The sequence below is a fragment of the Janthinobacterium sp. CG_23.4 genome, from assembly GCF_029892305.1.
Taxonomy (GTDB): Bacteria; Pseudomonadota; Gammaproteobacteria; order Burkholderiales; family Burkholderiaceae_D; genus Janthinobacterium; species Janthinobacterium lividum_D.
Genome location: NZ_JARXUX010000001.1, coordinates 4,622,179 through 4,645,661 on the forward strand (window position 1 = coordinate 4,622,179; position 23,483 = coordinate 4,645,661).

Annotated in this window: 14 protein-coding genes and 1 pseudogene; 10 read left to right on the top strand and 5 right to left on the bottom strand. The window is 59.9% G+C overall.

Annotation, left to right across the window (positions count from 1 at the left end; all coding sequences use genetic code 11):
• Positions 1 to 96 precede the first annotated feature (96 nt).
• The 5 genes from H4V96_RS20715 (at position 97) to H4V96_RS20735 (ending at position 8,582) form a co-directional block, all read left to right on the top strand.
• Positions 97 to 2,433 (top strand): catecholate siderophore receptor Fiu, encoded by a 2,337-nt coding sequence (locus H4V96_RS20715; RefSeq protein ID WP_196856584.1) that lies wholly within the window; start codon positions 97 to 99, stop codon positions 2,431 to 2,433.
• A 384-nt stretch (positions 2,434 to 2,817) separates the two neighbouring features.
• Positions 2,818 to 4,131: a dicarboxylate/amino acid:cation symporter gene (locus tag H4V96_RS20720; protein ID WP_196856583.1), complete on the top strand. Its 1,314-nt coding sequence runs from the start codon at positions 2,818 to 2,820 to the stop codon at positions 4,129 to 4,131.
• A gap of 108 nt (positions 4,132 to 4,239) precedes the next feature.
• Positions 4,240 to 5,229: a porin gene (locus tag H4V96_RS20725; protein ID WP_196856582.1), complete on the top strand. Its 990-nt coding sequence runs from the start codon at positions 4,240 to 4,242 to the stop codon at positions 5,227 to 5,229.
• A 109-nt stretch (positions 5,230 to 5,338) separates the two neighbouring features.
• Positions 5,339 to 7,246 carry an ATP-binding protein gene (locus tag H4V96_RS20730; protein ID WP_196856581.1) on the top strand — a complete coding sequence of 636 codons (1,908 nt, stop codon included), beginning with the start codon at positions 5,339 to 5,341 and terminating at the stop codon, positions 7,244 to 7,246.
• Positions 7,239 to 8,582, top strand: coding sequence for a sigma-54 dependent transcriptional regulator (locus tag H4V96_RS20735; protein WP_196856580.1), 1,344 nt, complete (start codon positions 7,239 to 7,241; stop codon positions 8,580 to 8,582). Before H4V96_RS20730 ends, H4V96_RS20735 begins: the two co-directional genes overlap by 8 nt.
• Positions 8,583 to 8,611: 29 nt before the next feature.
• Here the strand turns inward: H4V96_RS20735 and H4V96_RS20740 are convergent.
• Positions 8,612 to 8,827 (bottom strand): annotated as a pseudogene (locus H4V96_RS20740) (metallophosphoesterase); the annotation flags it as partial.
• 195 nt (positions 8,828 to 9,022) lie between these two features.
• Between H4V96_RS20740 and H4V96_RS20745 the strand changes: the two are divergent.
• Positions 9,023 to 9,871, top strand: coding sequence for a hypothetical protein (locus H4V96_RS20745; protein WP_196856578.1), 849 nt, complete (start codon positions 9,023 to 9,025; stop codon positions 9,869 to 9,871).
• Between the two features lie 6 nt (positions 9,872 to 9,877).
• On the opposite strand, the gene H4V96_RS20750 is transcribed toward H4V96_RS20745, so the two are convergent.
• Complete coding sequence (locus H4V96_RS20750) at positions 9,878 to 10,219, bottom strand: hypothetical protein (RefSeq protein WP_196856577.1); 342 nt, start codon at positions 10,217 to 10,219, stop codon at positions 9,878 to 9,880.
• Between the two features lie 419 nt (positions 10,220 to 10,638).
• On the opposite strand from H4V96_RS20750, the gene H4V96_RS20755 reads away from it, so the two are divergent.
• Positions 10,639 to 11,550, top strand: coding sequence for an ABC transporter ATP-binding protein (locus H4V96_RS20755; protein WP_010402048.1), 912 nt, complete (start codon positions 10,639 to 10,641; stop codon positions 11,548 to 11,550).
• A 9-nt stretch (positions 11,551 to 11,559) separates the two neighbouring features.
• Positions 11,560 to 15,141, top strand: a complete 3,582-nt coding sequence (locus H4V96_RS20760) for a M1 family aminopeptidase (RefSeq protein ID WP_196856576.1) — start codon at positions 11,560 to 11,562, stop codon at positions 15,139 to 15,141.
• Between the two features lie 371 nt (positions 15,142 to 15,512).
• On the opposite strand, the gene ssb is transcribed toward H4V96_RS20760, so the two are convergent.
• Positions 15,513 to 16,022 carry a single-stranded DNA-binding protein gene (ssb, locus tag H4V96_RS20765; RefSeq protein ID WP_010402050.1) on the bottom strand — a complete coding sequence of 170 codons (510 nt, stop codon included), beginning with the start codon at positions 16,020 to 16,022 and terminating at the stop codon, positions 15,513 to 15,515.
• 381 nt (positions 16,023 to 16,403) lie between these two features.
• Here ssb and uvrA point away from each other — a divergent pair, with 381 nt between their 5' ends.
• Complete coding sequence (uvrA, locus tag H4V96_RS20770; RefSeq protein WP_010402051.1) at positions 16,404 to 19,253, top strand: excinuclease ABC subunit UvrA; 2,850 nt, start codon at positions 16,404 to 16,406, stop codon at positions 19,251 to 19,253.
• 142 nt (positions 19,254 to 19,395) lie between these two features.
• Here the strand turns inward: uvrA and H4V96_RS20775 are convergent, their stop codons facing one another.
• A complete protein-coding gene (locus H4V96_RS20775) occupies positions 19,396 to 21,267 on the bottom strand; it encodes a phosphoenolpyruvate carboxykinase (GTP) (RefSeq protein WP_280721138.1) in 1,872 nt (623 codons plus the stop codon).
• 328 nt (positions 21,268 to 21,595) lie between these two features.
• On the opposite strand from H4V96_RS20775, the gene H4V96_RS20780 reads away from it, so the two are divergent.
• Positions 21,596 to 22,609 (top strand): D-2-hydroxyacid dehydrogenase family protein, encoded by a 1,014-nt coding sequence (locus tag H4V96_RS20780; protein ID WP_196856574.1) that lies wholly within the window; start codon positions 21,596 to 21,598, stop codon positions 22,607 to 22,609.
• On the opposite strand, the gene H4V96_RS20785 is transcribed toward H4V96_RS20780, so the two are convergent.
• Positions 22,597 to 23,370 carry a hypothetical protein gene (locus H4V96_RS20785; RefSeq protein ID WP_010402054.1) on the bottom strand — a complete coding sequence of 258 codons (774 nt, stop codon included), beginning with the start codon at positions 23,368 to 23,370 and terminating at the stop codon, positions 22,597 to 22,599. The genes H4V96_RS20780 and H4V96_RS20785 overlap by 13 nt on opposite strands.
• Between the last annotated feature and the right edge of the window lie 113 nt (positions 23,371 to 23,483).

The following is a 23,483-nucleotide window of genomic DNA, read 5'->3' on the forward strand; positions in this document are numbered from 1 at the left end:
CTATTCCGTCTCCGTCGCCAGCCACTTGCCCGCGTGCCAACACCGCGTCGCAGAGCCAGCCAGGAACCACTACCCTGAACTTATCGAGAGAGCAATATGGCAATCAAGAGCCGCAAAAACGCCCCTACCCGCTTCAACCAGCACCTCGGCGCCGCCCTGGCCGTGATGCTGCTGCCCGTCGCCGCCCAGGCGGCCGACCCGGCCGGCCAGAGTGCCCCGGCAGCGCAGCAAACCCTGAACGAAATCAAGGTCGTGGGTTCCAAGGAAAATGATTTCAAGGCTGAAAAAGCCTCGTCGCCAAAATACACGGAAGAGCTGGTCAATACGGCGCAAACCATCGTCGTCATCAAGAAAGAATTGATCGAGCAGCAAGGCGCGCTGACCCTGACGGATGCGCTGCGCAGCACGCCGGGCGTGGGCACCTTCTTCCTCGGCGAAAACGGTAACACCAACACCGGCGACGCCGTCTACATGCGCGGCTTCGATGCGTCTAGCAGCATCTATGTCGATGGCGTGCGCGACGTGGGTTCCATCTCGCGCGACGTCTTCAACATCGAACAGATCGACGTACTCAAGGGCCCTGCGGGCACGGACAGCGGCCGCGGTTCGCCTACCGGCTCGATCAACCTGGTCAGCAAGACCGCCACCATGGAGAACTCGTTCAACTCCCTGCTGACAGCCGGTAGCGGCAAGCAAAAGCGCGCCACGGCTGATGTGAACCGCGTCCTCGACAGCGATACGGGCACGGCCATGCGCCTGAACCTGATGACGCAAGACAGCGGCAGCCCGGCGCGCAATGAAGTCACCAACAAACGCTGGGCCTTCGCACCGACCGTCACCTTCGGCATCGGCAAGCCAACGCGCGTCACGGCCAGCTACCTGCACGTGGACCAGGACAATATACCCGACGGCCTCGTGCCGACCATCGGCTTGCCAGGCTACTCGACGCCAGACACCGTCTCGAAGACGAATCCGGTCGTACGTACCTTCCTGAACAGCGCAGCGCGCGTCGATCCAAAGAATTTCTACGGTTCCGTCGCCGATTACGACAAGATCAAGGCCGACATGGGCACCTTGCGCATCGACCATGATTTCTTGCCCAACGTGCAAATCCAGAACACCACGCGCTACGGCAAGACCAAGCAAGACTACCTGCTGACAGCCTTCATGGGCAACACCGCCAACCTGAAAACGCCGGTCGCCAACGATCCGTCGAGCTGGACCCTGGCACGCTCGCTGCCCACCGTGAAGGACCAGGAAAATACGATTTTGACCAACCAAACCGTGGTCAGCGCACAATTCGACACGGGCGTGCTGAAGCACTCCGTGGTGGCCGGCGCCGAGTTCACCAGCGAAAAGCAGACCAACTACGGCTATGTCGCCGCCAGCCTGGGTACCTTGCCGGCTGCCAATCTGTACAATCCAAACCCGCATGACACCGTCACCGGCCGCAATCCCGTGCGCAGCGGCGCCTTCACCCAAGGCGAATTCAACACGCAAAGCGTGTATCTCTTCGACACCATCAAGTTCGGCGACAAGTGGATCTTCAACGGCGGCGCGCGCTTCGACCATTTCAACACCACCTATGACGCCGTCGCTTTGCAAACAGCCGTGACCGCGCCTGCGGTACAGCCATTGCCAGTGGGCACGCCGATTCCCACCCATTTGACCCTCAGCGATACCTTAGCCAACGGCAAGATCTCGGCCCTGTACAAGCCGACGCCGGACAGCAGCGTATATGCCTTGCTGGCCACGTCAAAAGCGCCACCGGGCACTAACTTTACCCTGAGCGCCGGCGCCAGCAGCGCACAAAACCCGAAATATGACCCACAGGAAACCATCACCAAGGAAATCGGCACCAAGTGGGACTTCCTGAAACAAAAACTGTCGTTGTCGGCCGCCGTCTACCAGACCACCGTCAAGAATGAAGTGGAACAAGATCCCGTCGACAAAATCTACTATCAGACTGGCAAGAAGCGCGTGCAGGGTATCGAGATCGGCATGGTCGGCGAAGTCATGCCTAACTGGCTGGTCAGCGCCGGCTATGCGCGCATGAACACCCGGATCGAGTCGAACAGAGTCGCCAGCGTCACTGCCAGCGGCATCAATAACCTCACCTACACGCCGAAACAATCGTTCAGCAGCTGGACCTCGTACACCATGCCGTTTGGCCTGAAAATCGGCGGCGGCGCGCGTTACGTGGGAGAAATGCTGCGCGGCATCGATGGCGCCGTCGGCACCCCGGCCCGCGTGGATGGGTACTGGGTCTTCGACGCCATGGCAACCTATAGCGTCAACAAGAACCTCGACTTGCAGTTGAACGCCTACAACCTGGCCGACAAGACCTATGTGGCAGCCATCAACAAGTCTGGCTTCCGCTACACCCCAGGCCAGCCGCGTTCGTTCAGCCTGACGGCGAATATGAAGTTCTAAGATCGATACAACACGTATTGCGCCATACCAAGCCCCTCTTCGGAGGGGCTTTTTTATTGTCCTGATAATCTTGTCTTTTTGGCGCAGGCACAGCCTGTCGCCACTAACGTATGAAAAGTCATACGGCGATGCCTGAGCGCGTCCAATATTTCGCGCAAGCAGCCTAAGCTGCAACATCCTTACAACAAAAAAGCTCACTTAAATCAACAACTTAAGAAGTTAGATCCGAAAGAAGCATTTCAGGCATATCCTTTGCTATGTACAGGTTTTGCTGCAAATAATCGCTAGTACGCAAGGGCTTGTTTCTGAGAAATATTGACTCCAAGCTTGAGTTGCTCGCAATCAATAATCCGCTCACAGCGGCGCTTCACCGGAGGAGTCCACATGAAAAAGAAACGGCCATTAACCCTGTACATCCTGATTGCCATGATCCTCGGCATTGCCGTCGGTTATGGATGCAATACTGCCTTCCCCGACGCCAAGCTCAGCGCTCAGATCGCTGGCAATATTTCCATCGTCACCGATGTCTTCTTGCGCCTGATCAAGATGATCATTGCGCTGCTGGTATTTTCCACCCTGACAGTCGGTATCGCCCACATGGGCGACGGCAAGACAGCGGGCCGCATCGGCTTGAAAGCCATGTGCTGGTTCGTCGTTGCCTCGCTCGTTTCGCTGGCGTTGGGCATGGTGCTGTCGAACCTGATGCAGCTGGGTACCAACCTGGGCTTGCCATTGCCTGACGTACACGCTTCGACCAATTTGAAAACGGCGGCCTTCACTTTGAAAGATTTCTTCACGCACCTGGTGCCGAAGTCGCCGATCGAAGCCATGGCCAACAATGAAATCTTGCAAGTGCTGGTGTTCTCGATCTTCTTCGGCGGCGCACTGGCCGGCCTGGGCGAATCGGGCAAGACGCTGACGGCCGTTGTCGATCAGCTGGCACAAGTCATGCTGCGCATCACCGGCACCATCATGAACCTGGCCCCACTGGCCGTGTTCGCCGCCATGGCCTCCGTCATCACCACCCACGGCCTGGGCGTACTGGTCACGTTTGCCAAGTTCATGGGCGGCTTCTACCTGGGCTTGCTGTGCCTGTGGATCTTGCTGATCGGTGCCGGCTTCATCGTCATCGGCCCGCGCGTCTTCAAGCTCGTCGGCCTGATCCGCGAACCATTCCTGCTGGCATTCTCGACGGCCAGCTCGGAAGCGGCTTATCCAAAATTGCTGACGGCGCTCGATCAGTTCGGCGTGGACCGTAAGATTTCCAGTTTTGTGTTGCCTATGGGCTACTCCTTCAATCTCGATGGCTCGATGATGTACTGCACCTTTGCCGTCCTGTTCATTGCGCAAGCCTACGGTATCGACCTGTCGGTCGGCACGCAAATCACCATGCTGCTGCTGCTGATGCTGACCTCGAAAGGCATGGCAGGCGTGCCGCGCGCCTCGCTGGTGGTGATTGCCGCTACCCTGAACCAGTTCAATATTCCGGAAGCGGGCCTGCTGCTGCTGATGGGTGTCGACCAATTCCTCGACATGGGTCGCTCGGCCACCAACGCGGTCGGCAATGCCGTCGCCACGGCCGTCGTCGCCAAGTGGGAAGGTGGCCTGGCCACCGAAGAAGAAGCAGCTGCGGCCAACGCCGCCAACCAGAACACGGAAAGCCATTGGGGCGAAGCTGACCACGCTAGCAAAGCCTGATAGCGCCATGGCCCGTCACAAGCGGGCCATTTATTTGTTGTCCATGTTGAGTAACAAGCAGTCAGGTAGTGCGATCAGTAGTCATTCCAACTTACGAGAGAGATTTTCATGAAAAAAATCCTGTTTACCCTGCTGGCCCTTGGCGCAGCTTCCGGCGGTGCCCTGGCGCAATCGAGCGTCAACATCTACGGCGTGGCCGATGCGGGCCTGGTGTTCGACAAAGACGCGGCCGGCGATCGCGTGAACCGCGTCGCCTCGGGCGTGGCCTCCGGTTCGCGCATCGGCTTCAAAGGCAAGGAAGACCTGGGCGGCGGCCTGGCAGCCACCTTCGTGCTGGAAAGCGGTTTCAATATCGATACCGGTACCTCGGGCCAGGGCGGCCGGCTGTTCGGCCGCCAAGCCTACGTCGGCCTGACCGGCAGCGCCGGCGCCGTCACGCTGGGCCGCCAGTATTCTCCGTACTACCTGGCCCTGCGCGACGTGGCCGATCCGTTTGTCATCGGCCTCGCTGGCACGGCGTCGAACATTATGGCGACGAATTACCGCGTCGATAACATGCTGCAATACAGCACGCCGACCTGGAACAAGCTGTCGGGCGAACTGGCGTATGGCTTTGGCGAAGTACCCGGCGACAATGCAAAAAACCGCAGCATGGGCGGTGCCATGCACTACATCGACGGCCCGCTGAACGTGACCCTGACGCACCACCGCGCGGAAGATTTGCAGGCCAAGCAAAAGCGCAACACCCTGCTGGCCACGCGCTATGACTTTGGCGTGCTGCAAGGTAACTTCGGCTATGCCGACAACCGCGCCATCGACAGCAGCAAGAGCAACGACATCCTCGTTGGCTTCAGCGCCCCGTTCGGCGCCACCAAGCTGGTCGCGTCGTACATCCGTCACAACGACAAGAGCAAGGCTAACCGTGACGCCCAGCAGTGGGCCATCGGCGCGTTCTACGCCCTGTCCAAGCGCAGCGACCTGTACACCGGTTACGGTCACATCAGCAACAAGAACGGCGCCACCTTCGTCGTCGGCAATGCCACCGACGATGGCACCGGCACCAGCGGCTTTAACCTGGGCATGCGTCATACTTTCTAATCGCGGCTAGTGACAGCGCAGGCCGCCGGATGCATATCCGGCGGCTTTTTTATTTCCGCAATTACTTAAATGCGATACTGTGGGTTCTTGCAAGTTGGCAACTGATTTTATGCATAGCAGTAATAAACCCTCCCTTTCCTGGCGCCAGCGCCTGTCGCAACGCTCGGCCCGCGAAACGCTGGCCTGGGGCGTGGTGCTGGCCGCCTGCCTGGCCACCGTCTGGCTCGTGTATTTCTGGACCGAACGCATCGCCATCGACAAGCTGCAAGCGAGCGGCGCGCAGCGCCTCGAGGTGTACGTCAGCAGCCTGGAAAATGCGCTGGAAAAATACGACTTCCTGCCCAAGACCCTGGAACTGAACCGCGACGTCATCCGCTTGCTGCAGCACCCGGAAGACCCGGCGCTGGTCGATACGGTCAACCATTATCTGGAGCAGATGAATGCCCAGGCGAAATCATCGACGATTTTTATCAGCAACCTCGACGGTAACACGCGGGCCGCCAGCAACTGGCAGCAAGACGACAGCTTTATCGGCGACAATATTTCCTTCCGGCCCTACGCCCAGGATGCCCTGCGCGGCACGCCCGGCCGCTTCTACGGCGTGGGTACGACACGGCTGGAGCCAGGCTACTTCTTTGCCCACGGCATCTACCAGAATGGACGCATGCTGGGCCTGGCAACGGTGAAGGTAAACCTGGAAACCCTGGAAAAACGCTGGGTGCAGGGTGCCGACAAGGTGATGCTGGCCGATGAGCACGGCGTGATCTTCCTCAGCTCCATGGCGGACTGGAAGTACAAAACCTTGGCGCCGCTGTCACCCGCCGTCGTCGAAGAGCTCAAGCGCACGCGCCAGTATTACTCGAAGCAGCTGGCAGCCATCCCCTTCGTTTCCGACCGCCAGCTGGGCAATGGGGCGCGCGTGATCAGCGTGCGCGAACAGGAACACGCCGATAGGCCAACGAAGACCAGTTCGAGCGTGATGACGCAGATCAAGCTCAAGTCCCCGCAAGGCTGGACCTTCATCTATTTGTCCGACCTGGCGCAGGCCAAGGCCAGCGCGCGCGCGGCGGCGGCTTTCTCCTGCGTGCTACTGGGCTTTTTCATGCTGCTGTTCTTTTACCTGCGCCAGCGCCGCGCAGCCGTGACGCAAAAATTGCGTGCCCGCGAAGACCTGCAGCATGCCTATGACAACCTGGAAGCCATGGTCGAAGAACGCACCGCAGAACTGCATGCCATGACGCAAAGCCTGAGCCAGGAAATCGAGGTGCGCAGCAAGGCTGAGCAGAAACTCCACATCACGCAAAATGAACTGTTTCAGGCTGGCAAGATGGCTGTGCTGGGCCAGATGTCAGCCAGCATCACGCATGAATTGAACCAGCCGCTGACGGCGCTGCGTACCATGTCTGACAATGCCGTCATCCTGCTGGAACGGGGTCGGCTCGACGATGCGCGGCGCAATCTGGCGAAGATTTCGCAAATTGCAGCCAGGATGGGAACCATTACAGGTCAATTGAAGATTTTTGCGCGCAAGTCGACCACCAGCCTGACGTCCGTCTCGATTCCCACGGCGATCAGCAACGCCCTGTTTCTGGTCGAACGGCGGCTGCAGGTTGAAAATGTACGTTTCACCCTGCACCTGCCGCCGGAAGACATTTTCGCCATGTGCGAAAGCAACCGCCTGGAACAGGTGCTGGTGAACCTGTACGCCAATGCGCTCGACGCCATGAACGGCAGCGACGTGCGCAGCCTGCGCGTGTGCGTCGAATGCACGCCGGAGCGCGTCCTGATCCATGTAGCCGATACGGGGCCGGGCCTGTCGACGGAAGTGTACGAGCACCTGTTCGAACCGTTCTTCACGACAAAACCGCAAGGATTGGGACTCGGTCTGGGTCTGGCCATTTCGGACCAAATCACGCGCCAGTTCGGCGGCCTGCTGCGCGCCGAAAACGCCCCCGGCGGCGGCGCCGTCTTCACCATCGAACTACAGATTGCAACGCAGGAGGAAAAACATGTTTGACGGCTTGAAGGTATTGCTGGTCGAAGACGACCCCACCGTACGCGAAGGCAGCGAACAGGCCCTGCAGCTGGCCGGCCTGGACGTGCTGGCATTCCACTCGGCCGAGCTGGCGTATAAACTGCTGACGCCGGATTTCCCCGGCATCGTGGTCAGCGACGTGCGCCTGCCCGGCATGAGCGGCCTCGAATTGCTGCAAGCGATCAAGACGCTCGATGCCAACCTACCCGTGATCCTCGTTACCGGCCACGGCGACATCACCATGGCCGTACACGCCATGCGCACGGGCGCCTACGATTTCATCGAAAAACCCTACTCATCCGAGCAACTGGTCGACGTCATCCTGCGCGCGCTGGAAACGCGGCGATTGACCCTGGAAGTGCATAAGCTGCGCCGCCAGCTCGAAGACGGCGGTGGCATCGAGGCGCGCTTACTGGGTAATTCGATGGCGATGCGCGACATACGGCGCCTGATACTCGACGTAGCAAACGAACCGGCCGACGTGCTGATCTATGGAGATACGGGCACGGGCAAGGAAATGGTGGCCCGCTGCCTGCACGACTTCAGCCACCGCCGCAAGCACAACTTCGTCGCCGTCAATTGCGGCGCGATTCCTGAGAGCATTTTTGAAAGCGAGGTCTTCGGCCACGAGCCGGGCGCGTTCACGGGCGCGGCCAAGCGCCAAGTGGGCAAGATCGAGCACGCGGACCAGGGCACTTTTTTCCTCGACGAAATCGAAAGCCTACCCCTGTCGCTGCAAGTGAAATTGCTGCGCGTGCTGCAGGAACGCTATATCGAACGGCTCGGTTCCAACGTGCCCACACCCGTCGATGTGCGCGTCATCGCGGCGGCCAAGCTGGACCTGGAAGACTTGTCGCAGCAGCAGAAATTCCGCAGCGACCTGTACTACCGCCTGAATCTGATCGTGCTGCATCTGCCGCCTTTGCGCGAACGGCGCGAAGACATTCCGATCCTGTTCGAGCACTTCGTGCTGGCCGCCGCGGCCCGCTACAACCGCGCCGCGCCCGTGGTCTCCAGCGCACAAATGCGCAACCTGATGGCCCATTCCTGGCCCGGCAATGTGCGCGAACTGCGCAACATCGCCGACCGCTTCGTGCTGGGCATCGCCGGCGGCGCCTCGAGCCTGTTGGCGGGCGGCCAGGCCAGTCCCTTGTCGCTGGCGGAACAGGTCAACGGCTTCGAACGCGCGCTGATCGAGCAGGAACTGCGCACTTATTCAGGCAACGTCAGCGAAGTGAGCGCAGTGCTCGGCTTGCCGAAACAAACCTTGTATCACAAGATGCAAAAGTACAACTTGGTGGCCGAAGAGTTCAGGTAAGCACGCCGATACGGCCCGTGCGCACAGCCTTGCTCATCGTCGTAGGCTTGCAAGCCCACGCGCTGCCCGAGTTGACGATCAGGCGCCGATCGGCCAGGCGTCGCCGGCGCGGCATGTGCGTGTGGCCGTACAGGATCAATGCCGCGTTCGGCCACCGCATCCGGCGTGGCCGCGCGGCTGCCTTGCGGCGTGGCGCTGTCGAGAAAATGCACGAGGTCACTTTTTGGGGTGTCATGCACGAGCAGCGCAGCCTGGCGCAGACGCAAGCTGGCCAGGCTTAAGTAGCAGCTGTGACGCGTGGTAGGACAAATCCGACGGCAACTTGCGCCGTGCGGCTACGTAATTCACATGTCAGCATTGCTACCATTTCCTCATTGCATTACATCCATAGGCCGCACCAGCGTCGCGGCCCAGCCATCATCTTTTCGAGGAGTAGTCCTATGTTTGTTGCGTCCGTCCCCGCCCGCCTGTCACGCCCCCGTTTTCAGCATCTCGCCTTGCGCAGCACCATGCTGCTGGGCGTGCTGGGCATGGCCATGGCGAGCGCCACGGCGCGGGCCGAGCCTTCGCCGGCACTAGACCGTGTCAGTCTCTCGGTGGGGGCGTTTTACGCCGATCCGCGCATCAATATCGGCGCCGACACACAGTTCGGCCGCATCGACGCGCCCGAATCGAAGTCCAGCCCTACCACCATCCCGCGCATCAAGGCAGACTTGCTGATCGGCGACCGCCATGGCCTGGCGTTCGACTACTACCGCTACGACAAATCCTACACGCCTAGCCTGACGGGCGCGAGCATCATCAATGGTCAGCCCGTCACAGGCACGGCCACGGCACATACCGATTTACAGCTGGACCTGGCCAAGCTGGCCTATCAATGGTGGCTAGGTAGCGGCAACGACAGTTTCGGCATCGGCCTGGGCGCCGCCTACTACCACGCCAGCCTGAACGGCACGGCCACCGGCGTCGTCAATGGCGCAACAGCCACGGCGAGCGATTCCATCGGCGAGCACGCGTTCGCGCCGCTGCTGGAAGTGGGCTGGCGCCACGCCTTCACGCCGGACTTGCGCATGTATGCGGAAGTGTCGGGCATCAAGAAAAATGGCGGGCGCATCAACGGCCACATCTTCGGTGGCAATATCGGCGTGGAATGGTTTCCGTTCAAGAACATCGGTTTCGTGGCCGATTACGGCATCTCGAAAATCAAGCTGCACCGCGACAGCGAACGCGATGCCGACCTGGACATTCGCCTGGCGGGACCGTCGGCGTATGTGAAAGTACGCTTCTAAACCAACTCAGGCCGCCGGTTTCAGCAGGTAGCGCTGAAACTGCGGCAAGGCAGGCTCATCGTGGGTCTCGATCCTGGCAAACGGCAGGCGCGCAAACGCCTGCTGCCAGAAGGCACACGCATGCGCATCGGCGCGAAACATCGCCACCAGCCACGTCTGCGCGCTGCCCAGCAGCACCCTGCGCACCACTTCCAGCGCCACGCCCCGGCGTCGGTGTTTCTTCAGAACAAAAAATTCGCTGAATTCCTGCACGGCCAGTCCGCCCGCCATGCCAGGCTCGGTGAGGAAAAAGCCCGCCAGTTCGCCATCGACCTCGATCCAGCTGGCAGTGTGGCCCGCTGCATGCACAGACGACGCCAGCCCCGCATCGCACACGTCATAACGACCATCAGCCAGCCGCGCCTCACCGCTTCAGGCGTGTCATAACAGTAGAGTTAAACAGCGGCGCCAATGCCGCCTCCTCGCCTGCGGCAATGGCGCGCAAGGCGATGATCTTGTGTATGGCATCCATAAAAAACGTTCTTCAGCGTTACGTCGAGCCGGTAGGCGATCTTATCACCGTCACTCATCCCCAACTGGGGCATTTCATGCCCGTCTTTCCGCCACCGGTCGCAGAAAGATTACTTTTTTCCAATTGCTTATATATTATTTCCTTTAAATAACATCCGCCATCGCGGTTGACAGAAAACAAGGGCGATCGCCTTCCACAGACCGGCAGACGGATATCTGCCGGCTTTTTTAGACCCAAGCTCTGGAGAGTGCTGCACATGCTATCGATCAAACAGTTGAACAAAACGTATGCCAATGGCGTCAAGGCCATCAATGATGTCAGCCTGGAAATTCCCAACGGAATGTTCGGCTTGCTGGGACCGAATGGCGCAGGAAAGTCTTCGCTGATGCGTACCATTGCCACATTGCAAGATCCCGACAGCGGCAGCATCCATTTCGATGGCCTCGACGTGCTCAAGGACAAGGCTGGCTTGCGCCGCCAACTCGGCTATCTGCCACAGGATTTCGGCGTGTATCCGAAGGTCAGCGCGGAAACCTTGCTCAACCACTTTGCCGTCTTGAAAGGGCTGACGGAAAAGGGCCCGCGCAAGGAAGCCGTAGAAGCCTTGCTGCAACAAACCAATCTGTGGGAAGCGCGCAAGCGCAACCTGGGCACGTATTCGGGCGGCATGCGCCAGCGCTTCGGCATCGCCCAGGCCCTGCTGGGCGCGCCGCGCCTGGTGATCGTCGATGAGCCCACGGCGGGCCTGGACCCGGACGAACGCAACCGCTTCCTGAACCTGCTGGCGAAGATCGGCGAGCAAGTGGTAGTGATCCTGTCGACGCACATCGTCGACGACGTGACAGACCTGTGCCCGCGCATGGCCATGATCGTCAAGGGGCAGGTGCTGGTGCAGGGCGAGCCGCAGGCGGCCATAGCCACCTTGCACGGCAAGGTCTGGCGCCGCAGCGTCACGACGCAAGAACTGGCGCACTACCAACAAACCTTGAACGTGCTGTCGACGCGCCTGGTGGGCGGCAAGCCGCAAATCAATGTGTTTGCCGACAGCCAGCCCGACAGCGGCTTCGTACAGATCGCCGCCGACCTGGAAGACGTGTACTTCCTGCACGTGCGCAACGCTGCCCGCCCCGGTGCCGCCGCGCCGGCCGCAGTCGCAGTCGCCGCATAAGGGGCCGCCATGTGGAAGGAATTTTTCAAGTTTGACCTCGGCTATCAGCTGAAACAGCCGCTGCTGTGGGTGTTTGCCGTCATCCTGGCCCTGATGGCCTTTGGCGCCACCACCAGCGACTCGGTGCAGATCGGCGGCGCCATCGGCAACATCAACCGCAACGCCCCCACCGTGGTGGCGCAGATGCTAGGCATCTTCAGCCTGCTGGCGATGCTGCTCGTCACCGTCTTCATCGCCGGCGCCGTGCTGCGCGATAGCGAAGTCGGCATGGCCGACATGCTGTTCGCCACGCCCATGCGCAAGTGGGACTACCTGTTCGGCCGCTTCGCCGCCGGCTTTGCCGCCTGCCTGGTGATCTTCATCGCCATTGCCCTGGCCACCATGCTCGGTCCCATCATGCCCTGGGTCGATGCGCAGCGCGTGGGCGCCTTCTCGCTGCACACCTACGCCTGGAGCTTTGCCGTCATCGTCATCCCGAACCTGCTCTTCATCGGCGCCCTGCTGATGCTGCTGGCCGCTACCACGCGCTCGATGATGCTCGTGTATGTGGGCGTGCTGGGCTTTTTCGTGCTGTGGGCCATGGCCGGCGTGTTTACGCGCGACATCAACAATGAATGGTATGCCGTCCTGCTCGACCCGTTCGGCGTGCGCGCCTTCGGCCGCATGACGCGCTACTTCACTGCCGCCGAGTCGAATGCCAGCCTGCCGCCCCTATCTGGCTACCTGCTGGCCAACCGCGCCCTATGGCTGGGCATCACAGTCGTGCTGTTTGCCGCCACCGTGCTCCTCTTCAAGCCGCAGCGCACGGGCACTGGCAAGCGCCTGTTCGGCAAGCACAAGGCACAGGCGGGCGCGCCAGCCGTCGCCGCGCCGCTGCACCTGCCGCGCAGCATCCCCACGTTTACCGCGGCGACAGCCTGGCGCCAGTGGTGGCAAATCCTGCGCTTCGACGCAGCGGGGGTCTTCAAGAGCCTGCCCTTCCTCGTCATGCTGCTATTCGGCGTCCTCAACCTGGTCGCCGGCTCCAGCATGGCCAAGAACATGTATGGCACGGCCGTGTATCCGATGACGCACCTGATGTTGCAAAGTATTAGCGACAGCTTCAGCTTCCTGTTGATCATCATCGTCACCTTCTATGCGGGCGAACTGATCTTCAAGGAGCGCCAAGTGAAGATCGCCGACGTCAGCGATGCCATGCCCGTGCCCAGTTGGGTGCCCCTGCTGGCCAAATGCACGGCCTTGGTCGGCGTCATCGCCGGCTACCTGCTGGCAGGCGTCATCACGGCCATTGGCTTCCAGCTCGTCAAGGGCGGCGCCCCCGTGGAACTGGGCCTGTACCTGCAAGGCACCTTGCTCGCTGCCCTCTTCTTTGTGCTGATGGGCTTGTGCGCGCTTAGCCTGCAAGTGTTGTCGAATAACAAGTTCATCGGCTATTTGCTGGTGATCTTGCTGATGGTGGCGCAAGCCGTACTGAGCATGCTGCACCTGGAACACAATCTGTACGCCTTCGGCGGCATGCCGGCCATCAAGTATTCGGACATGAATGGCTACGGCCATTTCCTGACGGGCTGGGCCTGGTTCGCGCTGTACTGGAGCTTGTTTACCGTCGCGCTGGTGATGCTGGCGCAGGCGTTCTGGGTGCGCGGCCTGTGCGCCGACTGGCGCGCGCGCGTACGCCTTGCGCGGCAACGCCTGAACGGCCGCGCCGGTGCTGCGCTGGCCACAGTCATGCTGTGCTGGGCAGGCACCGGTGGTTGGATCTTCTACAACACGAATGTGCTCAACCAGTACGTGCCATCGAACATCAGCATGGACAGGCAGGCGCGCTACGAGAAATTGTACAAACAATACAAGGACTTGCCGCAGCCAAAAATTACCGATGTCCAGGCCGATGTGGATATATATCCTGAACAACGTAAAGTGTTGATCAAGGGCCACTACGTGCTACAAAACAAGACAGCACAGCCGCTCGACACCCTGCGCATCCAGCGCAACCCGGATCTGGAAACGCACTGGTTGAACTTGCCTGAGCATAAGGTGATGCTGGACGACAAGGAACTCGGTTTCAGTATCCTCAAGCTGGCCCAGCCCCTGGCGCCGGCTGCCACCCTGCCGCTGGACTTCACGGTGGAGCTCACGCACCAGGGTTTCACCAACGACGGCGCGCCGGACCAAGTCAACCTGAACGGCAGCTTCTTCAACAACCATGCCTTCTTTCCCCACTTCGGCTATGCGCAGGACATGGAGTTGACGAACCGCAATGAGCGGCGCAAGCGGGGCCTGGGCGAACCGCAGCGCATGGCCAAGCTGGAAGATGCGTCCGCGTATGGCAACACGGTATTGGGAGGCGATGCCGACTGGGTCCATTTCGACACCACCGTCTCGACCAGCGGCGAGCAGATAGCGCTGGCGCCTGGCTACCTGCAGGCAAGCTGGGAAAAAGATGGCCGCCGCTATTATCGCTACAAGATGGACCAGCCGATGCTGCCCTTCTTCGCCTACCTGTCGGCGCGCTGGGAAGTCAAAAAAGGCGCGTGGCAGGGCTTGCCGATCGAAATTTATTTCGATAAAAAGCATGGCTACAACACGGATCGCATGATTACCTCCGTGCAAAAGTCGCTCGACTACTACAGCACCCAGTTCACGCCCTACCAGCACAAGCAGGTGCGCATCCTGGAGTTCCCCGGCTACCAGAGCTTCGCGCAATCGTTCGCCAACACGATTCCCTACTCGGAAGGCATCGGTTTCATCGCCGACCTGCGCGACAAGGACGATATCGACTATGTGTTCTACGTCACGGCGCATGAAATGGCGCACCAGTGGTGGGGCCACCAGGTGATCGGCGCCAACGTGCAGGGCGCCAGCATGCTGATGGAATCGCTGTCGCAGTACTCGGCGCTGATGGTGATGGAAAAGGAATACGGCCGCAATAAAATGCGCCGCTTCCTGCGCTATGAACTGGACCGCTACCTTAGCGGGCGCGGCGGCGAAGCCATCGAGGAACAGCCGCTGGCGCGCGTGGAGGGACAGCAATACATCCACTACAACAAGGGCAGCCTGGTGTTTTACCGCCTGCGTGACGACATCGGCGAAGAAGCGCTGAACCGTGCCCTGAAACGCTATCTGCAAGACAAGGGCTACCAGCAGGCACCCTTCACCACCGCGCGCGAACTGCTGGCCTACATCCGCGCCGAAGCACCGCAGGACAAGCAGGCGCTGATCACGGACCTGTTCGAGAAAATCGTCTTTTACGATAACCGTGTCACGCAAGCGAGCGCCGTGAAACGCCCCGATGGCCAGTGGGATGTCACCATGCAGCTGCATCTGGCCAAGCTGGAGTCCGACGGCAAGGGCAAGGAAAGCCCACGCGCTTATGACGAGCCGGTGGAAATCGCCATCTTCGCGCGCCCTGCGGGTGGCAAGGAAAAGGATGAAAAAGTCCTGTTCACGGACAAGCGCGTGTTGTCGGGCCGCGACCCGCTCATCACCATCACGGTCAAGGACAAACCGTTTGAAGTGGGCGTCGATCCGTATAACAAGATGATCGATCGCGTCTCGCGCGATAACCGCAAGGAAGTCAGTTTCAATTAAGGCTTTAATGCAAGCTTGAGCCAACGCAAACCGGTCGCGCATTCGATGAGTGCGCGACCGTTTTTTTTGTGCAATCAAGCCGAGGCATACTGGTCATGCCCGCTGCCGTACAAACGCATGGCAGCAGTTGGCATAAGATCGACGGCACGGCCATCGCCTGGTTTTTATCCACGTTGATCGCGACATTGCATATGCTGCCTCGTCACCTGCCCATCCGCGCCAGACTGCTGCTGATGGGCCTGGTATTCATGACACCCGCATGTAGCACCTATTCTATGCGTAAGGAGAACGTCGCCAAAAAAAAGCCTGCTTCACTGAAGAAGCAGGCTTTTTATGAGCAGTGTCTGACAGAAAGCATCAGGACGGCGTACTTAGAACGGAATATCGTCATCCATGTCCGAGAAGTTCGGCGCTGGCTTCGGTGCCGGGCGTGGCGCCGGTGCCGGGGCTGGACGTGGGGCAGGCGCCTGGCGTGGGGCAGGCGCGTCGTAGCCGCCACCACCGCCATAGCTCTCATCGCCACCACCGGCGTCGCCGCCCATGCCGGAGCGGCCGCCCAGCATTTGCATCTGTTCCGCGATGATGTCGGTTGCGTACTTCTCGACGCCATCCTTGTCCGTGTATTTACGGGTTTGCAGACGGCCTTCGACGTAGACGGACGAGCCTTTTTTCAGGTATTGGCCGACGATTTCCGCCAGGCGGCCAAAGAATGAGATACGGTGCCACTCTGTCAATTCTTTTTGTTCGCCCGTGTTGCGGTCCTTCGATTTGTACGAAGTGGCCACGGCGATGTTGGCGATCGCGTCGCCGCTAGGCATGTAGCGGATTTCCGGGTCACGGCCCAGATTGCCGACGATGATGACTTTGTTGACTGATGCCATGAATAACTCCTGATGAACTGCAGCGGGAGCCGGTGTCCCGCGCGGTAGTTTAGTGTACTAAACGAGGATTATAAGCGACCACGCGGTGCAAAGCACCCGCTTTCTAATGGACGCCAGCTACCATGCGGCGGCACGTTTTTTTCACGGCAAGGGAAAACAAGGAACTTGAATACTGGTATTATATACAGTGTTTAAACGTCGGTATGTATCTGCATCAAACTTTGTCGGGGCACGTTCGCCTGGCCACGCAATCCGCCTATGGACGCCTCAGGCATGCAGAGCAAAACCCGGCTATAGTAACAAGTTGACCCATTGTGGCTCTTCATCCGCACCCAGGCACAATGCGCCGGCCGCACCACTTACTGAAAGCAAGGCAATCACATGGAACAGATCCGCATTCGCGGCGCTCGCACGCATAACCTCAAGAATATCAATCTCGATTTGCCGCGCAATAAGCTGATCGTGATTACCGGCTTGTCCGGCTCCGGCAAGTCTTCGCTGGCCTTCGATACCCTGTACGCGGAAGGCCAACGCCGCTATGTCGAGTCGCTGTCAGCCTACGCGCGGCAGTTCCTGCAATTGATGGAAAAGCCCGATGTCGACCTGATCGAGGGCCTATCGCCGGCCATCTCCATCGAACAGAAGGCAACATCGCACAACCCACGCTCAACGGTGGGCACGGTGACGGAAATCCACGATTACTTGCGCCTCCTGTACGCGCGCGTGGGCACGCCTTACTGCCCCGACCATCCGGAAAACGCGCTGGCCGCCCAGTCGGTGTCGCAAATGGTCGATGCCGTGCTGGCCATGCCGGAAGACACCAAGCTGATGATACTCGCGCCCGTGGTCGCCAACCGCAAGGGCGAACACGTGGACTTGTTCGAGCAAATGCAGGCGCAAGGCTTCGTGCGCTTTCGCGTGCAGAGCGGCACGCATGCGGCCAAGATCTATGAAGTCGATGACCTGCCGAAATTAAAGAAGACGGAAAAACACACGATCGACGTCGTCATCGACCGCGTCAAGGTGAACCAGGAAATCAAGCAGCGCCTGGCGGAAAGTTTCGAGACAGCGCTGCGCCTGGCAGACGGGCGCGCCATTGCCTACGAAATGGATACCGCGCAGGAACACGTATATTCGAATAAATTCGCCTGCAATGTGTGTGGCTATTCCCTGCAGGAACTGGAACCGCGTTTGTTCTCGTTCAACAACCCGATGGGTGCCTGCCCCGAGTGCGACGGCCTGGGGCACATTGAATTCTTTGACCCGAAACGCATCGTCGCGTTCCCGAACCTGTCGCTGGCGTCAGGCGCCGTCAAGGGCTGGGACCGCCGCAACCAGTTTTATTTCCAGATGCTGTCGAACCTGGCCGCGTATTACGAATTCGATCTGGACATGCCGTTCGAGCAACTGGCATTGAATGCCCAGCAAGCCGTGTTGTACGGTTCCGGCAAGCAAGTGATTCCGTTCACCTATGTCAACGAACGGGGCCGCACCGTCGTCAAGGAACACACGTTCGAAGGCGTGGTCAACAATCTGCAGCGCCGCTACCGCGAGACCGATTCGATGGCCGTGAAGGAAGAACTGGCCAAGTTTATCAATGAAAAATGCTGCCCCTCATGCGATGGCGCGCGCTTGCGCGTGGAAGCGCGCTTCGTCAAGGTCGGCACTGGCAAGCAGCAGCGCGCCATTTATGAAGTAGCGGGAAAACCGCTGCGCGAAACCCTGGAGTTCTTTGAAACACTGACACTGACGGGCGCAAAAAAAGAAATCGCCGACCGCGTGGTAAAAGAAATCATTTCGCGCCTGAAATTTCTCAACAATGTGGGCCTCGATTACCTGTCGCTGGACCGCAGTGCCGACACGCTGTCCGGTGGCGAAGCGCAGCGCATCCGCCTGGCATCGCAAATCGGCTCCGGTTTGACGGGCGTCATGTATGTGCTCGATGAACCGTCGATCGGCTTGCATCAGCGCGATAATGACCGCCTGATCGAAACGCTCAAACATTTGCGCGACATCGGCAACAGCGTGCTCGTGGTCGAGCATGATGAAGACGCCATCCGCACGGCCGACTACATCGTCGACATGGGTATAGGCGCTGGCGTGCACGGCGGCGAAATCATCGCTGAAGGCACGCTGCAAGACATTCTCAAAAACAAGAAATCGCTGACGGCGCAATACCTGAATGGCAAGCTGAAAATCGCTGTACCGTCCAAGCGCCATGCCAGCAATCCGGAAAAGCAGCTGCTCATTACTGGCGCGACGGGCAACAATCTGAAGAAGGTGTCGCTGAGCTTGCCGGTAGGCTTGATGACCTGCGTCACGGGTGTGTCCGGCTCGGGCAAATCGTCGCTGGTCAACGATACTTTATACCCGGCCCTGTCGCGCCATTTGTACGGTTCGCAGACGGAGCCGGCACCGCACGAATCGATCAGCGGCCTGGAACATTTCGACAAGGTCATTTCCGTCGATCAAGCGCCGATCGGGCGCACGCCACGCTCCAATCCGGCAACCTACACGGGCTTGTTTACGCCGATTCGCGATCTGTTCTCTACCGTGCCGACGGCCAAGGAACGCGGTTACAGCGCTGGACGCTTCTCGTTCAACGTGAAGGGCGGCCGCTGCGAAGCATGCCAGGGTGATGGCGTGATCAAGGTCGAGATGCACTTCTTGCCCGACGTCTACGTGCCGTGCGACGTCTGCCACGGCAAGCGCTACAACCGCGAAACGCTGGAAGTGCAATACAAGGGCAAGAACATCACACAAGTGCTGGGCATGACGGTGGAAGAAGCGCATGAATTCTTCAAGCCCGTACCCTTGATCGCGCGCAAGCTGCAAACCCTGCTCGACGTGGGCCTCGGTTACATCAAGCTGGGGCAGAGCGCCACCACCTTGTCGGGCGGCGAAGCGCAGCGCGTGAAACTGTCGCTGGAACTGTCCAAGCGCGATACGGGCCGCACCCTGTACATTCTCGATGAACCGACGACAGGCTTGCACTTCCACGACATCGACTTGCTGATGAAAGTCATCCACCGCCTGCGCGACCAGGGCAACACCCTCGTCATCATCGAGCACAATCTGGACGTCATCAAGACGGCCGACTGGATCGTCGACCTGGGCCCTGAAGGCGGTGCCGGTGGCGGCCAGATCATCGCCACGGGCACGCCGGAAGAAGTGGCCCTGAACCCGGCCAGCGTGACGGGTAAATACCTGGGGCCGCTGCTGAAGCAGTAACGGCGGCAGCACAATAAAAAACGGCGCGGATTGCTGATGCAATCCGCGCCGTTTCTCTTTTTGCTAGCACCCCAGTCATTGCCGGCGTGTCATTTGTCGCACGCCAGTCTTTGCCGGCGTGTTTCTCCCCCACTACTAAACTTTATGCACTCAGCCGCTTTTCCAGCGCAGCCTTGTTATCTGCCAATTCTTGCGGCAGATGATACGCGAGTTTTTCAAACAACTGTGTATGCAATGTCAATTCTTCCACCCACGCAGCCTTGTCGATCGAAGTGATGGTGTCGAACTGTTCTTGCGTGAACGGCAAGCCATCCCAGTTCAGGTCGCCATACTGCGGCGTCGTGCCGAACAGGTTTTCCACACCGCCTGCCTTGCCTTCGATGCGTTCCAGCATCCATTTCAGCACGCGCATATTATCGCCAAAGCCAGGCCAGACGAACTTGCCGGCCTCGTCGGTGCGGAACCAGTTGACGCAGTAAATCTTCGGCAGGGCAGCGGGGTTAACTTTACCCACTTTGACGCCCATGTCCAGCCAGTGCTGGAAATAATCGCTCATGTTATAGCCGATAAATGGCAACATGGCAAATGGATCGCGGCGCACGACACCCATCTGGCCCACGGCGGCAGCCGTCGTTTCGGAACCCATGGTGGCGGCCATGTAGACGCCTTCGACCCAGTTGCGCGCTTCCGTCACCAGCGGTACGGTGGTGGAGCGGCGGCCGCCGAAGATGAAGGCCGAAATCGGCACACCGGCCGGATCGTCCCAGGCAGCGTCGATTACCGGGTTTTGCGTAGCGGCAACAGTGAAGCGCGCGTTCGGGTGCGCCGCCTTGGTGCCGGACGCTGGCGTCCAGTCATTGCCCTGCCAGTCGATCAAATGGCTTGGTGCCTCTTTCGTCAAACCTTCCCACCAGACATCACCATCGTCCGTCAGCGCTACGTTGGTGAAGATGGTGTTGTCGCGCATGGAAGCCATGCAGTTGTAATTGGTTTTTTCGTTGGTGCCCGGCGCCACGCCGAAATAACCGGCTTCCGGGTTGATCGCGTATAGGCGGCCATCGGCGCCCGGCTTGATCCAGGCGATATCGTCGCCGATGGTGGTCACTTTCCAACCGTTAAAACTTGCCGGCGGGATCAGCATGGCAAAGTTGGTCTTGCCGCAAGCCGAGGGGAATGCTGCCGCGACGTAATGCTTCTTGCCTTCCGGCGATTCCACGCCGAGGATCAGCATATGTTCGGCCAGCCAGCCCGGGTTGTCGTCGGACGCTTGCGCTTCCTGGTAACCCATGTTCGAGGCGATGCGCAGAGCGAAACATTTCTTGCCCAGCAAGGCGTTGCCGCCGTAGCCCGAACCGAAGGACCAGATTTCGCGCGTTTCCGGGAAATGCACGATGTATTTGGTGCTGTTGCACGGCCATTTCACGTCTTGCTGGCCGGCAGCGAGCGGCGCGCCCACGCTGTGCACGCACGGCACGAATGCGCCATCGGTGCCCAACACGTCGTACACGGCACGGCCCATGCGGGTCATGATCTTCATGTTCACGGCGACATACGGCGAATCGGACAGTTCCACGCCGATGTGCGCGATCGGCGAACCCAGCGGGCCCATCGAGAATGGCACGACGTACATGGTACGGCCACGCATGCAGCCATCGAACAGGCCGTTCAAGGTCTGGCGCATCTCGCCAGGCTCGGTCCAGTTATTCGTCGGGCCGGCCGCTTCTTTCGTTGCCGAGCAGATATACGTGCGGTCTTCGACGCGGGCCACGTCGCTCGGGTCGGAGCAGGCCAGGTAGGAATTCGGGCGCTTTTCCGCATTCAGTTTTTTCATGGTGCCGCTGGCAACCATATCAGAGCACAGGCGCTCGTACTCTTCCTGAGAACCATCGCACCAATAGATGCGCTCGGGCTTGGTCAGCGCGGCAATGTCGGCCACCCAGTTGATCAGTTTCTGTTGTTTAATATAAGCTGGGACGTTGAGTGCGGCGACGCCACTCATGACGGGCTGATTCATATTACCTCCAATACCAATAAAAGAAATTCTGGTCATTCCGGCGAGACAGGCAGCATCATTGAGAGGTGGCTGCGGCTCACTGCGGGCGGTGTCTTCACGCAGGCAGGGCTCTGGTGTCGTTTACCTGGATCATGCATCCAGGCTGCGGGAATAGTTTGCGCTATAACTATACTCAGGAAGCGTCAAAAGTGCCGGCGATTGTACACCCGAGTCACAGCTATTTTCGCAAAAATGTAGGAAAATAGTCCGACTAATGTAGTAGGCTATTCAGCATTTCCCGTATCCTGTTATTTCCCTACCAAATCCTTACCTAAATCGGCCATCCACCATGAAAATTGCCATACTCGATGATTACCAGGATGCCGTGCGCGGCCTCGATTGTTTCCGATTGCTCGATGGCCACGAGGTCAAAGTATTTAGCAATACGGCGCGGGGCCTGGGCCAGCTGGCGATCCGCCTGGCGCCGTTCGACGCGCTGGTACTGATCCGCGAACGCAGCAGTGTCAACCGCGCCTTGCTGTCGAAGCTGCCGAATCTGAAACTGATTTCGCAAACGGGCAAGGTCAGCGGACACATCGACGTGGCGGCCGCCAGCGAACTGGGTATTGCCATCGCGGAAGGCATGGGCTCACCCACGGCGCCGGCCGAACTGACGTGGGCGCTGATCATGGCGGCGCAGCGCAAGATCGTGCCGTACGCGCAACATTTACAGGAAGGGCTGTGGCAGACGTCGTCGCTGGAAGCCGCGCGCAATACGCTGGGGACGGTACTCAAGGGGCGCACCCTGGCAATCTGGGGCTACGGCAAGATCGGTCAATTGATCGCCGGCTATGGCCGCGCCTTTGGCATGAGCATCCTCGTGTGGGGCAGCGAAGCGAGCCGCGCGGCGGCCGTGGCCGCTGGCGATACGGCCGCGACCTCACGTGCAGCCTTCTTTGAGCAAGCCGACGTCTTGACCTTGCACTTGCGGCTGTCCGACACGACGCGGGGCTTGGTCACGGCCGAAGACCTGGCGCGCATGAAACCGACTTCCCTGTTCGTCAACACCAGCCGCGCCGAACTGGTGGCTGAAGGGGCGCTGGAAGCGGCGTTGCCGCTGGGTCGCCCGGGCGCTGCGGCGCTGGACGTGTTCACGGACGAGCCGCTGCCGCCAAGCTCCCCCTTGCTGCGGCTGCCGAACGTGCTGGCCACGCCACACCTGGGCTACGTCGAGCGTGACAGTTATGAACTGTATTTCCGCTACGCCTTGCAAAACATCGTCGATTTTACGCAAGGTCAATGCACGCGCCTGCTCAATCCCGAGGTGTTGCAACACGCGCGACAGGGGTGTCAGGAGCGCTGAAAACCCTTGATGAGGTCTGGCTCGCCGGTGATGCGAATAGCGGGTGCCGGCAACACGTGCCTGCCGCGCCACAGGCCGGACCAGCCGGGTGGCCAGGCGATGTCCGCGCCAGCATACGGCACCACGCCGGCGCGCACGGCGACCACCGGCACGGGCGGCATGTCGGCCAAGGGCTCGCCTGGGGTGCGCTGCATGTCCAGGCTGTACATGTAACTGGGCAACAAGGCGTCGCAGACGCGGCCAAACCAGTCGGTATGGTCCTCGTCGCGCCCCAGCGCCTGCGCCAGCCCCTGCGGGTCGAAACGGGCCAGCGCGTCGATCAGCTCGCCTGTAGAGGCACCGGGCGTATCGCCCCAGCCCATCACAGGGTTGACGTTATAATCGGCGCCCGAGCCATACCAGCCTTCGCGCCAGGGCCGCTGCATCCAGTCGCGCGGACCCGTAAATATATGCCAGCGCCAATGCAGGCCCGACGGTTTCGGCCAGCAATACAGATACAGTTTTTGATATCCGGCCTGGTGCAACTCGCGCACCATGGCCATCAGGCGCGCGTGCGGCATGCGGTCGGGTGGCGCGCGGCGAAACAGGATCGCTTCGCCATCGGCAAACTGCACATCATCGGTTGACAGGTTCAGGTCCAGGGTCCGCGCTTCGCTGCCGAAACGGGCGGCGATCCAGCCCGTCAGCAGATTGACGGCCGTGATCACACCGTAACCGCGGTGGCGGTGAAAAATGACGGTGCCGGGAGCGAGCGCTTTCATACAGAGTCGTGGCGGTAGACAAACAAAGAAACCAGTGTACTCACAGATGGTCAAATTTTCCAGTTGCAATCTGCAACGGTCAACAGTGCACCCGCCGTTCACGCAAGGCACAC

Excerpts from the sequence above, each read along its gene's own strand:
- H4V96_RS20715 (WP_196856584.1), top strand. The coding sequence starts at position 97 with ATGGCAATCAAGAGCCGCAAAAACGCCCCTACCCGCTTCAACCAGCAC.
- H4V96_RS20720 (WP_196856583.1), top strand. The coding sequence starts at position 2,818 with ATGAAAAAGAAACGGCCATTAACCCTGTACATCCTGATTGCCATGATC.
- H4V96_RS20725 (WP_196856582.1), top strand. The coding sequence starts at position 4,240 with ATGAAAAAAATCCTGTTTACCCTGCTGGCCCTTGGCGCAGCTTCCGGC.
- H4V96_RS20730 (WP_196856581.1), top strand. The coding sequence starts at position 5,339 with ATGCATAGCAGTAATAAACCCTCCCTTTCCTGGCGCCAGCGCCTGTCG.
- H4V96_RS20735 (WP_196856580.1), top strand. The coding sequence starts at position 7,239 with ATGTTTGACGGCTTGAAGGTATTGCTGGTCGAAGACGACCCCACCGTA.
- H4V96_RS20745 (WP_196856578.1), top strand. The coding sequence starts at position 9,023 with ATGTTTGTTGCGTCCGTCCCCGCCCGCCTGTCACGCCCCCGTTTTCAG.
- H4V96_RS20755 (WP_010402048.1), top strand. The coding sequence starts at position 10,639 with ATGCTATCGATCAAACAGTTGAACAAAACGTATGCCAATGGCGTCAAG.
- H4V96_RS20760 (WP_196856576.1), top strand. The coding sequence starts at position 11,560 with ATGTGGAAGGAATTTTTCAAGTTTGACCTCGGCTATCAGCTGAAACAG.
- ssb (WP_010402050.1), bottom strand. The coding sequence starts at position 16,022 with ATGGCATCAGTCAACAAAGTCATCATCGTCGGCAATCTGGGCCGTGAC.
- uvrA (WP_010402051.1), top strand. The coding sequence starts at position 16,404 with ATGGAACAGATCCGCATTCGCGGCGCTCGCACGCATAACCTCAAGAAT.
- H4V96_RS20775 (WP_280721138.1), bottom strand. The coding sequence starts at position 21,267 with ATGAATCAGCCCGTCATGAGTGGCGTCGCCGCACTCAACGTCCCAGCT.
- H4V96_RS20780 (WP_196856574.1), top strand. The coding sequence starts at position 21,596 with ATGAAAATTGCCATACTCGATGATTACCAGGATGCCGTGCGCGGCCTC.
- H4V96_RS20785 (WP_010402054.1), bottom strand. The coding sequence starts at position 23,370 with ATGAAAGCGCTCGCTCCCGGCACCGTCATTTTTCACCGCCACCGCGGT.